Below are 13,539 nucleotides of genomic sequence, written 5' to 3'. Positions count from 1 at the left end.
GGACGCGGCCCCGCGAGCGACGGCTCACCGCCGCGGACATCGGCTGTGAGGATCTTTGTCACCTGGCGATAACGCTGGGTAATGCCACGCAAACCCCCGCTCGGCATTATCGGAAACATGTCGGATGCGGGTACGGGACGCGCCACGGGCGCGGTCAACACGCAGTGTTCGTACTGCGGCGTCGGCTGCGGCATCACCGTGCAGACCTCCGACGACGGTCCGGGGCCGACCAGGATCACCAAGATCAGCGGTGACAAGGCGCATCCGTCGAACGGCGGGCGGCTGTGCACCAAGGGCGCGACCCACCTCGAACTCATGCGCACACCGGGTCGCATGGAGACCGCCTACCGTCGCCCGGAACGCGGCGGCGCGCCGGTGCCGGTCGCTGTGGACGCCGCGGTCGCCGAGGCGGCGCGGCGGCTGCGCGCCATCCTCGACGAACACGGTCCCGACGCCATCGCGCTCTACGTCTCCGGGCAGATGTCGCTGGAAGCGCAGTATCTGGCCACCAAATTGGCCAAGGGGTATCTGCGCACGGTGCACATCGAGGCGAATTCGCGACTGTGCATGGCGAGTGCGGGCACCGGATACAAGCAGTCGCTGGGCGCGGACGGGCCGCCCGGCTCCTACGAGGATTTCGACTACGCCGATCTGTTCTTCGTGATCGGCGCGAATATGGCCGACTGCCATCCGATCCTGTACCTGCGGATGGCCGACCGGCTCAAGGCGGGCGCGAAACTCATCGTGGTCGATCCGCGCCGCACCGACACCGCCGCCCGCGCCGACCTGTTCCTCCAGTTGAAACCGGGCACCGACCTGGCGCTGCTCAACGGCATACTCCACCTGCTGGTCGACAACGGCGCGATCGACGCGGAATTCATCGCCGAGCACACCCAAGGGTGGGATGCGATGCCGGAATTCCTCGCCGAGTACACCCCGGCGCGGGTCGCCGAGATCACCGGACTCGCCGAAGCCGATATCCGTACCGCGGCCGAGTGGATCGGGGCGGCACGGGAGTGGATGTCGCTGTGGACGATGGGGCTGAACCAATCCACCCACGGCACCTGGAACACCAACGCGCTGTGCAATCTGCACCTGGCCACCGGCGCCATCTGCCGCCGCGGCAGCGGCCCCTTCTCGCTCACCGGCCAACCCAATGCCATGGGCGGGCGCGAGATGGGCTACATGGGCCCGGGACTGCCCGGCCAGCGCAGCGTCCTTTCGGCCGCCGACCGCGGCTTCGTCGAGACCGTGTGGGAACTGGAACCGGGCACGCTGCGCACCGAATCGGGACCGGGCACCATCGAGATGTTTCGCGCGATGTCCGACGGCGACATCAAGGCGGCCTGGATCATCTGCACCAATCCGGTCGCATCGGTCGCCAACCGCAAGACGGTGATCGCGGGTCTGGAAGCCGCCGAACTGGTCATCGCCCAGGACACCTACACCGAGACCGCCACCAACTCCTACGCCGACCTGCTGCTGCCCGCGACACTGTGGGCCGAGGCCGACGCGCTGATGGTCAATTCCGAACGCACCGTGACCCTTTTGCGGCAGTCGGTGCCGCCGGTCGGCGACGCGCGTGCGGACTGGCTGCTCATCGCCCAGGTCGCCACCGCGATGGGGTTCCCGGGATTCGACTTCGCCTCCGCCGCCGAGGTCTTCGCCGAGATTCAGCGGTTCGCGAATCCGGCGACCGGCTACGACCTGCGGGGAATGAGCCACGAGGCATTGCGAGAGGGTCCGATGCAATGGCCGTGCGCGGATCCGGGCAAGCGCCGCAACCCGATTCGCTACGTCAACGACGGCGTGAGTCAGCGGCCGCACGTGGACGAGGACGGACGACGGCCCCGGCTGGCCTTCGCCACGCCCAGCCGCAAGGCGGTGTTCTGGGCGCGCCCGCATATGTCGCCCGCGGAGATGCCCGACGACGACTACCCGTTCACCCTCAATACCGGTCGGCTGCAACACCAATGGCACACGATGACCAAGACCGGCAAGATCGGCAAACTCACCAAGTTGACCGGCGCGCCGTTCATCGAGGTCCATCCCGAGGACGCCGAACGGCTCGGGGTGCGTCCGGGCGATCAACTCGAACTCACCTCGCGGCGCGGCCGCGCGGTGCTGCCGGTGCGGATCAGCGACCGGGTGCGCCCCGGCGACTGTTTCGCGCCGTTCCACTGGAACGACGAGCAGGGTGAGTATCTGACGATCAACGCGGTCACCAACGACGCGGTGGACGCCGACTCGCTGCAACCGGAATTCAAGGCGTGCGCGGTTGCGCTGCGCCGGGTCGCCCCGTTGCCCGCGGCGAATACCGCGCCCGCCCCGGTCGGCGAACAGCCACATCCCCTCGCGGTCATGCTGGGACTCGACACCGCGGTCACGCCGACGCTCAGCGATATCGAGCAGATCTACCTGAGCGGGTATCTGGCCGCCCTGCAATCGCTTCCGGTGATCGGGCAGCCGGTGCTGCCGGAATCCGCACCGCTGTCGGCGCGCAGCCGGACCTGGATCGACGGATTGCTCGCGGGCATGTACTCGCGGACGGCCGCCGGTAGCGGGGGCGAATCCGTACCGGCCGCGTCGGCGGTCACGGTGCTGTGGGCCTCCCAGACCGGCACCGCCGAGGAGTTCGCCGCCGAGGTCGCCGAGCGGCTCGCCACCGCTGGTCTCACCCCCCGACTGGTCGACATGGACTCCTGCGCGCTCGACGCGCTCACCGGTGACGCGCTGCTGATCAGCAGCACCTTCGGCGACGGCGGCCCGCCCGACAACGGCGCGGACTTCTGGGACCGGCTGCGCGAGAGCGCGCAGCGGTTCACCGGACTGCGCTACGCGGTCTTCGCCCTCGGCGATTCCTCCTACGACGACTTCTGCGGTCACGGCCGCAAATTGGATGCGACGCTGGCCGAACGCGGGGCGACCCGGCTGCTCGAGCGGGTGGACAGCGAACCGGATTTCCGGGAGGCGGGCCGGGAGTGGCTGACCCGGGTGGTCGACGCGCTCGGCGGCGCGGGCGGTTCCGAACCGCCCGTCGAGGCCGAGGTCGCCGTCGCGCACCACGCGCCCACCCCCCACGCCCCTTCGGGCGGCACCATGACCCTGGCCCGGCCCGGCCCGGCATCGCGGGCCACCCGCGCTACAGCCGTGTTCACCCGCGAGGCGCCGTTCACCCGCAACGCGCCGCTGACCGCCGCACTGATCCGCAACGAACCGCTCTCGCTCGGCGACTCCGCGAAAGAGGTGCGCCGATTCGGTTTCGACCTGCGCGATCTCGACGCGGGCTACGAGGTCGGCGACGCGCTCGGGATCTGGCCGGCCAACTGCGAATCACTGGTCGCCGAGTGGCTGGCGGCGACCGGGCTCGACGGTCGCCGCGGGGTCGAGGTCGACGGACGCGAGATCGCGCTGACCGAGGCGTTGCGTACGCACTACGACATCACCAAGGTCGGACCCGACCTGCTGGGTTTCATCGCCGAACGCAATCCGAATCAGCAGCTGGCCAAGCTGCTGCGCCGCGACAACCGCAATGAACTCGCCGGCTATCTGTGGGACCGCCAGGCCGTGGACGTGCTGCGCGACTTCCCGGTGCGCGCGGATCTGGTGGAATGGCTCGGCGCGCTGAAGAAGATGCAGCCGCGGCAGTATTCGATCTCCTCGAGTCCGCTGGTGAGTCCCTACGAGGTGGAGTTGACCGTCGGCGTGGTGCGTTTCGGCGATCCGACCGCGACCGGGTCGGCGGCCCGGCGCGGGGGCGTCTGCTCGACGTTCCTGGCCGATCGGGCGGGCGACGGTACGCCGCGGGTGCCGATATTCCTCCAGCGCGCACCGCATTTCCGGCCGCCGCTGGACCCGAACGTGCCCATGATCATGGTCGGTCCCGGCACCGGCATCGCGCCGTTCCGCGGCTTCCTGCACGAACGCAGGGCACTCGGCGCGCGGGGTCGCAACTGGCTGTTCTTCGGCGATCAGCATGCGGCGCAGCACTTCTACTACCGCGCCGAACTCGAGGACATGTTCCGTTCCGGCTTTCTGACCCGCCTGGATCTCGCCTTCTCCCGTGATCAGCGCGAACGGATCTACGTGCAGCACCGCATGATCGAGCACGGCGCGGAGCTGTGGTCCTGGCTGCGCGACGGCGCCCACCTCTACGTGTGCGGCGACGCCGCGCGCATGGCCAAGGATGTGGACGACGCGCTGCTGCGCATCGCGCGCATCCACGGCAAACTCGACGACGCGGGCGCGGCGGCCTTCAAGAAGCAGCTCGTCGCCGACAAGCGCTACGTCCGCGACGTCTACTGAACCGCCGCGTCCGGTGAACCGCCGCGTCCGGTGAACCGCCGCGTCTGGTGAAGCGCGACGTCCGGTGAGCCCCGGCGGATCTCAGTCGGGCCAAGCGGCGCTGCGGCCGGTCAGCGCCAGCACCCGGTCCAGTGCGGGCGCGTCGTCGGCGACCGGGAGCACCGGACCGAACAGTCCCGGCGTGCCCTCCTTCGGTGTCTCGCGCAGCATCTCGTGCAGCACGGCCAGATCCGCGTCGGTGACCTCGAACGGCGCGCCGACCGCGCGCGCCAGATCCCAACCGTGCACGACGATCTCGTCCAGCGCGATCACCGCCATCTCCGCGGCGGGCAACCGGACACCGCCCGCCTCGGTCTCCCCCTCCCACGCCTCGGGTTCGCGCCAGGCCGCGGCCAGCGCCTTGGCCTGGGCCGGAATGCGGGTGCGCCAATCGGCGGGCAGTTCGATCTCGGCGGCCGCGCCGGGCGAGGCGGATCGGCCGACGCCCTGCTTGGTCGCGGCCTGCCGGAACGCCTCGGTGAGCATCACGACATGGGCGAGCAGATCGCGCACGGTGGTGTCGGCGCAGGGGGTGGGCGCGCCGAGCTGGTCGTCGGTGATCGCGCCGACCACCGATTCGAGGGCGGTCGCGGCCGGTTCGAGATCGAAATTCACGGGCATCGGTACTCCAAACGTGGTCCGGTACTGCGTACGTACGTCGAATGGTCTCGATTGTGCCGACGATCCGGCGCGCGAGAACTCATCGGCGACACACCCGCCGGGCGCGTGGCACGCCGTGACGACCGCTCGATTCGGCGAACGGCTTGCCCGATCAGCTACCGCGGAGCATTCTCGTAGACATCGAAGTGTTGGTCGCGGCGTCGCCCGGGTACCCCGGGGACGAGAAGCGAGTGGACAGGAGCGCAACGATGATCGATCGCAGCACATCCCGCACCACCGAGATATCCGAGGCGGATCTGGCCGAACAGTCCGTCCCGGTGAATCCGGACGACCACGACGTGGAGGAAGCCGATCTCGCCGAGGTCGTCGACCGCGACGTCTGGTCGGCGAATGTGGCCGATGTGGTCGAGCAGTCCATTACGGTGCCGCTGGACGACGAGGATTTCGAACCGGACGAGTGACGCGCGGATAGCGGCGCGGCTCAGGACGCGATCTTGGCGCGCACCGTCGCGTGCAGTTCGCGCAGGCTGGACCGCTCGGTTACCACCTCGAGCACCCGCAGGCCGTGGGCGGGCGCGGCCAATTCGACCCCGAGCTGATCGGGATCGACCTGACGGTGCGATATGCGGTAGGCGGCGCACAACGCGGCCAGATCCATGCCGTGCGGTGTGCCGAACACCCGCTCGAAGACGCCCGCGTACTGCGGATCGCCCTGTTCGAGCAGTTCGAAGATGCCGCCGCCATCGTCGTTGGCGACCACGATGGTCAGGTCATCCGGCCGCGGTTCGCCGCGGCCGATGAGCAGTCCCGAGGCGTCGTGCAGGAAGGTCAGATCGCCCATGAGGGCGAGGGTGCGGCCCTGATGGGCCAGTGCCGCGCCGACGGCCGCGGAGACCGTGCCGTCGATACCGGCGACGCCGCGATTGGACAGCACCTTCACATCGGGGCGCGGATGCGAGACCAGGGCGGCGTCGCGCACCGGATTGGAGGCGCCGAGCAGCAGTTGATCGCCCGGACGCAGCGCGTCCATGACGACGGCCGCCACGTGCAAGCCGGTCGGCTTTGGATGTTTGGCGAGTTCCGCACGCACCACCTGGTTCGCGGTGGCGTCGAGTTCGCGGCATCGCGTCAGCCATTCGGGGCGCGGTGCGCCCGAGGTGACCGCCCTGGTCCCGGTGCCGACGACATTGCCGGAAACATCCGGCCAGCGCGGACCGGTGGTGAGGGCGAAAACGGTGACCGACGGGTCCGACAGCACCCGTGACACCTGCCGGTGCAGGGTCGGCCGCCCGGTGATGATGGCCTGGCGCGGGCGCAGCAGCGGCAGCGCCAGCGGATGCAGGGCGGGTCCGTGCATGGGCGCGGTGGGTTCGGCGACGGTGGGAAGCGCGGCCAGTTCGGGGCGCGGGCCCGCGCCGTGGCCGGAGATGACGACGGTGTCGGGGGTGAGGTCGATCTCGAGCGGCACGTCGAGGGTCGCGTACTGGGTGGAGGTCCACGCTTTGCCATCGGCGCGGCCTGCCGGGGCGGCCTCGCCGGGCGCGAGATCCGGTACCAGCGGTTCGCGTAGCGGAATATCGAAGTGAACCGGTCCGGCATTGCCGGACCGAGTGCCGCGCGCGGCGGCGAGCACCCGGCACACGGCCGAACGCCACACGCTGTTCTGCTTGCCGTAGTCCGAATCCCCGGGATCGGCCTCGGCCAGTCCGAGGCTGATGGTGGCGCGCACCTGACTGCCGAACAGACCGAGTTGTTCGACGGTCTGGTTGGCGCCGGTGCCAAGCATGTCGTACGGCCGGTTGGCGCTCAATACGATCAGCGGCACGCGGGCGTAGTTCGCCTCGAGCACGGCGGGGGCCAGATTGGCGACCGCGGTACCCGAGGTCATGACCACCGGGACGGGGCGTTGGGCCGCGACGGCGAGGCCGACGGCGAGGAATCCCGCGCTGCGCTCGTCGATGCGCATGTGCAGCCGCAGCCGCCCGGCCGCGTCGGCGGCCTGGAGGGCGAAGGCCAGCGGCGCGTTGCGCGAGCCGGGGCAAAGGACGACCTCCCGCACGCCTCCGCGCACGAGTTCGTCGACGACCACCTGCGCCTGCGCTGTTGACGGGTTCACCTCACCAGCCTCCCAGACAGTGCGCGCGGCGTCTTCGTCACCCTGCTCACAGCGAACGCGCGGTGCGCGGTCCGCCCCCGCCGCACATCGAATCGCGCCCTCGGGTCCGCGATTTCGACGTGCGGCGGATGTGCTGCGCTCAGCCCGCGTGACGCTGGACCAGATCGCCCAGACGCGGCAGCGCCTCGATGACGTTCTTCTTGGCCGAGGAACGCATCGAGGAGTAGACCTTTTTCAGCGCCGGACGGCTGGACGCCTCGGCGCGCGCGTCGGTGACCGAGAGCAACGCCTCGGCGACCGCGTCGGACTGCGAGACCAGCAGATCGGCGAAACGGCCCGAGCCCGCCGCGGCGTACTCCTGCCAGAACGGCTCGAGCTGCTCGACGAACTTGGGCGCCAACGATTCCAGCGCGTCCGGGACGATGGACGGGCTGATCTTCTTGACCGCCGCGTAACCACCCTTCACGGCCAGGCCGGACGCACCACCCTTGTCCGACACCTCGGCGTCCAGGACATCTTTGGCGTCGGCAAGGAATGCCGGCCGCTTGGCCTCGTCGAGCAGGGATTCAGACAGTGCTGCAACCACTTTCAGGTTCCTCCGGATAGGTGTCGATGAACGAGCGCACGCCACTATACGCACTGGTGCCGAGGGCTACACGACGCTCACCCGGCAACGGGGTCGCTTCACCATCGCACGAGTGCACCGCGCGCGCATCCGGGAGCCCCGATCAGGGCTGCCAGGGCAGCAATTCGACCATCAAACCCTCGCAGTCGGCAAGCAATTCGCCCCGCTCATCGATCAATTCGGCGGTGACGAAGGTTTTGCGTCCCTCGATGCGGTCGACGCGGCCGCGCACCGTCAACGGCGTCTCCAGCGGAGTCACCTTGCGGTAGTTGACGTGCAGGTAGGCGGTGCGGCTGATCGGCCTGCCCGCGTAGTGCACGATCATGCCGAACAGATCGTCGAACAGCAGCGGCAGCACGCCGCCGTGCGCGGCGCCATTGCCGCCGAGGTGATATCGGCGGAATTCGCCGGTCATGGTGATGCCGCCGGGTCCGGCCGCGCGGACCTGCCACGGCAGCAGCAGCAGGCTGCCGCGTCCGGGCAGGGTCACCACTCGACCCGCGGGGCCCTGGAGTTCGGGCGCGCGATAGGGCGCGAGCAGATCGATGAGATCGCCGACCTTGGCCAGCGCGACCCCGTAAACCTCGTCGGAGGCGTCCACGGAGACGGCGAGATCCTGGAGGGTGCGCATGGCCTCGACGAACGGGCCGAAGTTCGCCCCGACCTCGGCTCGCGCCACCTTGGGGAAGCCGCCGTGCCGCTCGTAGCGGTTCTCGTCCACCGCGCTCGGGTCGATGCGGGGTTCGGACGGGTCCGCGCCGGGCGGCTCCGATTCGACACGATCGGCATCCACAGTTCGCTCACTCATACCTGCACGGTATCGCGTTGTTTTACACCGTCAAATCGGCGGCGGCGGCGGCCCGCGCCGGGCGGCGCGAGGAAGTCGACGGCAACAGCCGTTCCGGCGCGGGCGATAATCACCGACGTGACTATCGATCCGACGCCGTCATTCGATCCGGCACTGTGGCGAGCCGTCGCGGGCTTCGAGAACCTGACCGACATCACCTACCACCGGCATATCGAGCAGGGCACCGTGCGCATCGCCTTCGACCGGCCGGAGGTGCGCAATGCCTTCCGACCGCACACGGTCGACGAGCTCTACCGGACGCTCGACCACGCCAGGATGACGGCCGACGTCGGCGCGGTGCTGCTCACCGGCAACGGCCCGAGCCCCAAGGACGGCGGCTGGGCCTTCTGCTCAGGCGGCGACCAGCGCATCCGCGGGCGCAGCGGCTACCAGTACGCCTCCGGTGAGACCGCCGACACGGTCGACCAGGCCCGCGCGGGTCGACTGCACATCCTCGAGGTGCAGCGCCTCATCCGGTTCATGCCCAAGGTCGTCATCGCGCTGGTCAACGGCTGGGCCGCGGGCGGCGGGCACAGTCTGCACGTGGTGTGCGACCTGACACTCGCCAGCCGCGAGCACGCCCGGTTCAAGCAGACCGACGCCGACGTCGGCAGCTTCGACGGCGGCTACGGCAGCGCCTACCTGGCGCGCATGGTCGGCCAGAAGTTCGCCCGCGAGATCTTCTTCCTCGGCCGCACCTACACCGCCGAGGAGATGCACCACATGGGCGCGGTGAACGCGGTCGCCGACCACGCCGAACTCGAGAACGTGGCGCTGGAGTGGACCGCCGACATCAACGGCAAGTCGCCGCAGGCCCAGCGCATGCTCAAATACGCCTTCAACCTGCTCGACGACGGTCTGGTCGGTCAGCAGCTGTTCGCGGGCGAGGCCACCCGCATGGCCTACATGACCGACGAGGCCGTCGAGGGCCGCGACGCCTTCCTGGAGAAGCGCGCGCCGGACTGGTCGCCCTACCCTTGGTATTTCTGAGGCCGGTGCACCGAGATCCGCTACCCCTCAGTACCCGATGATCCGCGGTACCCGATGATCCGCGAGACCCGAATGGGAGGCCGCTCGACCCGATGGAGATCTTGAGCAGCCGGGTGATCCTGCGCCCGGCGGACTACCGCACCACACTCGCCTTCTACGGCGAGACCCTCGGACTGGCGGTCTACCGGGAGTATCCGGGCGGCACGGTTTTCTTTGCAGGCCAGTCGCTGATCGAGGTCGCCGCGCACGGCGGCACCGGGGAATCGGCGGGTTTCGCGGGGGCGATCTGGTTGCAGGTGCGCGATGTCGCCGACGCCGCGGCCGAGCTCGCGTCGCGCGGGATCCCCATCGACCGGGCGCCCGTCGAGGAGCCGTGGGGCCTGATCGAGATGTGGATACACGATCCCGACGGTGTACCGATCGTGCTCGTAGAGGTGCCGCCCTCGCATCCGATACGCCGCGATTCCCGCTGGTCGGAAGGGTAGCGGCCGGTTCGGCCCCCGCGTATCGAACGGGGGCCGAGTTGCCAATGGTGGTCGCGGCGGGGACGATTACGCTCGGGTGGACACCCGGCCGCCGATGTCCGGGTCACCGCCGATTCCCACCGTCCGACGAGTGAATCGCAGTCTCGATGTCTGGCCTTACCGAGCCCCGTTCTTCGGGGGTGGCCGCCCTTCGCGCGCGCCGCCCCAGCAAACCGACCCGTCCCGTGCGCGGCGGCGCGGGCATGACACGATCGCTACCGTGAGGGAGCGCATCAAGCGAACCGTGGGCACCGCGGCAGGCCGCAGCGAGGCGGCGCCGCGCGCAGTGCGAGATCCGGGCGAGCGAATCACGAGCGCGGCGCCCCGAGCGACAGCCCGGTCGGTGACCGCGGCGTCCTGTTCCGGTGAGGTGCGATCGTGAGCAACACCCTGCGAACACTGCCGATGCCGAGCGGCTCCGTCCTCGGCGAGGTCATGCCGCATCTGCGAGAAGCGTTGGAGGGCAACGGGCCCGCGTGGCTGCCCATACCGACCAGCGACCGTCGCGAGGCCCGTCGGCTCAGCGACGCTCTCCTGCCCGGCGAGCCCATCGGCGATCAGGTCGCCCTTGTGGTCACCACCTCCGGTACCACCGGCGTGCCGAAGGGCGCCATGCTCAGCGCGTCGGCCCTGCGGGCCAGCGTCACCGCGACCCACGAACGACTCGGCGGGCCCGGCACCTGGCTGCTGGCGCTGCCCACCCATCACATCGCGGGTATCCAGGTGCTGCTGCGCAGTATCGAAGCGGGCACCGAACCCACCGTCCTCGACGTCTCGGGCGGCTTCCTGCCGGAGGCGCTGGCGGGCGCCATCACCGGCATGCGCGGCGAGCGCCGCTACACCTCGCTGGTGCCGACCCAGTTGATCAAGGCGCTCGACGCGCCCGTGGCCGCGACGGCGCTCGCCGGACTCGACGCGGTACTCGTGGGCGGTGCGGCCACCCCGAAGCCGGTCTACGAGCGGGCGAAGGCGGCGGGCATCAATGTCGTGCGCACCTACGGCATGAGCGAGACCTGTGGCGGCTGCGTCTACGACGGCGTGCCGCTGCGGGGCGTGCGGATTCGCATCGATGACGGCCGGGTGGTGCTCGGCGGCGACGTGATCGCCGAGGGCTACCGCGGTCAGCCCGATCATCCCGCCTTCGCCGAGCCCGGCTGGTTCCGCACCGACGACGCGGGTGTCTACGAGGACGGTGTCCTGCGCATCACCGGCAGATTGGACGAGGCCATCACGACCGGCGGGCTACTGGTCCTGCCGCAGGTGGTGGAGGCCGTGCTGGTGACGCATCCGGCGATCAGCGAATGCGTGGTGCTCGGATTGCCCGACGAACGGCTCGGCCAGCGAGTCGCGGTCGCGGTCGTGCCCGCCGAGGGCGCCAACCCGACCCTCGACGAACTGCGCGACTACGTGGTACGCGAACTCGACGCCATCGCCGCGCCGCGGGAGCTGGCGCTGGTCGACGAACTGCCGCTGCACGGACCGGGCAAGCCGAATCGCGCGGCGCTGCGCGAGCTGCTGCTGGCGAGTTCGGCGAGCTGATCCCCGGTCGCCGCCGACGCTGTCGGCGACCGGGAACCCATGCAAGACACGACGCCACAGCTGTGCAAGGACGGTGCAAGACGGGCCGCGCACAGTAGGGGCATGACTTCATACACACCCGCCTCAGTGCTCGCCGTGGAGGCGAACGGCCTGGTCAAGGTGTTCGGGGAACAGCGCGCCGTGGACGGCGTCAGTCTGGCGGTGCCGCAGGGTTCGGTTTACGGAGTGCTCGGCCCCAACGGCGCGGGCAAGACCACCACCATCCGCATGCTGGCGACGCTGTTGCGCCCCGACGGCGGCGACGCCCGCATCTTCGGCCGCGACATCGTCGGTGACGCGAGCGCGGTGCGCTCGCTCATCGGCGTCACCGGACAGTACGCCTCGGTCGACGAGGATCTGTCCGCCACCGAGAACCTGATGATCTTCTCCCGGCTGCTCGGCCTGAGCAGGCGCGAGGCGCGGATCAAGACCGCCGAGCTGCTCGAGGAGTTCGATCTCACCGAGGCCGCCGACAAGTCGCTGAAGAACTTCTCCGGCGGTATGCGCAGGCGACTCGATCTCGCCGCCAGCCTCATCTCCACGCCGCCGCTGCTGTTCCTCGACGAGCCGACCACCGGACTCGACCCGCGCACCCGCGCCCAGATGTGGGAGACCATCCGCCGTCTGGTCCGCGAGGGCGCGACGGTCGTGCTCACCACGCAGTATCTCGACGAGGCCGACCAACTCGCCGATCGCATCGCGGTCATCGACCGCGGCAAGGTGATCGCCGACGGCACCGCCGACGAACTCAAGGACTCGGTCGGCGGCTCCTCGCTGCATCTGACCCTGGCCGATCGCGCCCAGCTCGACGAGGCCCGCCGCATCGTCAGCGACTTCCTCGGCGCCGAAGCGCAGATCACCCCGGAGGCGGGCAGGCTGACCGCCCCGCTGCGCACCGCCGATATGACCACCGATCTGCTGATCCGCCTGCGCGAGTGGGAGATCGCGGTGGAGGAGATCAATGTCTCCAAGCCGAGCCTGGACGAGGTCTTCCTCACCATCACCGGCCACCGGGCCGATTCCGACAACGAGACCGAACGGAGCGCGGCATGACCGCCACCCTCACCGCCACCGAGGCCGTCCGCAGGCCGGTGCCGACCCCCGCGGGGCCGATCACCATCGGCAGGACCGTCGCCAACACCTTGACCATGGCCCACCGCGGCCTGCTCAAGATCAAACACAATCCCGAACAGCTCTTCGACGTCGTCATCCAGCCGATCATCTTCACGCTGATGTTCACCTACATCTTCGGCGGCGCGATCTCCGGTGACGTGAAAAGCTATCTGCCGGTGATCATTCCGGGCATCATGGTGCAGACTGTCGTGCTGACCTCGGTCACCACCGGCGTGCAGTTGCGCGAGGACATGGACAAGGGCGTCTTCGACCGCTTCAAATCCCTTCCCATCGCCCGCATCTCGGCACTGTCGGGCGCGCTCACCGCGGATATGGTCCGCTACTTCATCGCGACGACGCTGACCGTGGCGATGGGCCTGGTCATGGGCTACCGCCCGCACGGCGGCGTGGTCGGTGTGGTCGGCGCCGCGCTGCTGGTCATCGCGGCATCCTTCGCGACCAGCTGGATCTGGGCCTTCTTCGGCGTGATCGCGAACAAGGCGTCAGCGGTGCAGGGCTATTCGATGCTCATCATGTTCCCCCTGACCTTCTGCTCGCCCGCCTTCGTGCCGACCCAGACCATGCCCGGCTGGATCCAGGCGTTCGTCAACGTCAACCCGATCTCGCATCTGATCTACGCCTGCCGCGACCTGATGAACAACGGCACCGTCGGATCGCATTTCGGGTGGACCCTGGTCGGGGCCGCGGCCATCGTCGCGGTGCTCGCGCCGCTGACCGTGCGCACCTACATGCGCAAGGCGTGATCGTCTCGCGGCCGTTC

11 protein-coding genes are annotated in these 13,539 nt (G+C 69.5%); 7 read left to right on the top strand and 4 right to left on the bottom strand.

Annotated features, from left to right (window positions below; translation table 11 throughout):
* Positions 1 to 117 precede the first annotated feature (117 nt).
* Positions 118 to 4,305 (top strand): bifunctional nitrate reductase/sulfite reductase flavoprotein subunit alpha, encoded by a 4,188-nt coding sequence (locus tag APZ21_RS26500; protein WP_054815986.1) that lies wholly within the window; start codon positions 118 to 120, stop codon positions 4,303 to 4,305.
* A gap of 81 nt (positions 4,306 to 4,386) precedes the next feature.
* Here APZ21_RS26500 and APZ21_RS26495 read toward each other — a convergent pair whose 3' ends face one another.
* A complete protein-coding gene (locus tag APZ21_RS26495) occupies positions 4,387 to 4,965 on the bottom strand; it encodes a TIGR03086 family metal-binding protein (protein WP_054815985.1) in 579 nt (192 codons plus the stop codon).
* A gap of 248 nt (positions 4,966 to 5,213) precedes the next feature.
* On the opposite strand from APZ21_RS26495, the gene APZ21_RS26490 reads away from it, so the two are divergent.
* Positions 5,214 to 5,426, top strand: a complete 213-nt coding sequence (locus APZ21_RS26490; RefSeq protein ID WP_054815984.1) for a hypothetical protein — start codon at positions 5,214 to 5,216, stop codon at positions 5,424 to 5,426.
* Between the two features lie 20 nt (positions 5,427 to 5,446).
* Here the strand turns inward: APZ21_RS26490 and menD are convergent, their stop codons facing one another.
* The 3 genes from menD to APZ21_RS26475 form a co-directional block, all read right to left on the bottom strand.
* Positions 5,447 to 7,081, bottom strand: coding sequence for a 2-succinyl-5-enolpyruvyl-6-hydroxy-3-cyclohexene-1-carboxylic-acid synthase (gene menD / locus APZ21_RS26485; RefSeq protein WP_054815983.1), 1,635 nt, complete (start codon positions 7,079 to 7,081; stop codon positions 5,447 to 5,449).
* Between the two features lie 139 nt (positions 7,082 to 7,220).
* Entirely contained in the window at positions 7,221 to 7,667 is a 447-nt protein-coding gene (locus tag APZ21_RS26480; RefSeq protein WP_054815982.1) for a DUF6918 family protein, read from the bottom strand.
* Between the two features lie 142 nt (positions 7,668 to 7,809).
* Positions 7,810 to 8,514 (bottom strand): PaaI family thioesterase, encoded by a 705-nt coding sequence (locus tag APZ21_RS26475; RefSeq protein WP_082393463.1) that lies wholly within the window; start codon positions 8,512 to 8,514, stop codon positions 7,810 to 7,812.
* Between the two features lie 108 nt (positions 8,515 to 8,622).
* Here APZ21_RS26475 and APZ21_RS26470 point away from each other — a divergent pair, with 108 nt between their 5' ends.
* The 5 genes from APZ21_RS26470 to APZ21_RS26450 all read left to right on the top strand — a co-directional run bounded on the left by APZ21_RS26470 (position 8,623) and on the right by APZ21_RS26450 (position 13,522).
* Positions 8,623 to 9,543, top strand: coding sequence for a 1,4-dihydroxy-2-naphthoyl-CoA synthase (locus APZ21_RS26470; protein ID WP_174553654.1), 921 nt, complete (start codon positions 8,623 to 8,625; stop codon positions 9,541 to 9,543).
* A 92-nt stretch (positions 9,544 to 9,635) separates the two neighbouring features.
* On the top strand, positions 9,636 to 10,028 hold the full coding sequence (locus tag APZ21_RS26465; RefSeq protein ID WP_054815981.1) for a VOC family protein: 393 nt from the start codon (positions 9,636 to 9,638) through the stop codon (positions 10,026 to 10,028).
* Positions 10,029 to 10,472: 444 nt separating this feature from the next.
* Positions 10,473 to 11,606, top strand: a complete 1,134-nt coding sequence (gene menE / locus APZ21_RS26460; RefSeq protein WP_054816025.1) for an o-succinylbenzoate--CoA ligase — start codon at positions 10,473 to 10,475, stop codon at positions 11,604 to 11,606.
* A gap of 102 nt (positions 11,607 to 11,708) precedes the next feature.
* A complete protein-coding gene (locus APZ21_RS26455) occupies positions 11,709 to 12,698 on the top strand; it encodes an ATP-binding cassette domain-containing protein (RefSeq protein ID WP_054815980.1) in 990 nt (329 codons plus the stop codon).
* On the top strand, positions 12,695 to 13,522 hold the full coding sequence (locus tag APZ21_RS26450; protein WP_054815979.1) for an ABC transporter permease: 828 nt from the start codon (positions 12,695 to 12,697) through the stop codon (positions 13,520 to 13,522). The genes APZ21_RS26455 and APZ21_RS26450 overlap by 4 nt, the downstream gene beginning before the upstream one ends.
* The last annotated feature ends 17 nt before the right edge of the window (positions 13,523 to 13,539 follow it).

Origin of the sequence: Nocardia arizonensis (assembly GCF_001310275.1) — a bacterium.
Lineage (GTDB): Bacteria > Actinomycetota > Actinomycetes > Mycobacteriales > Mycobacteriaceae > Nocardia > Nocardia arizonensis.
Note: the sequence above shows the minus strand (reverse complement) of the source record. Positions and strands in the feature narration are given on the sequence as shown.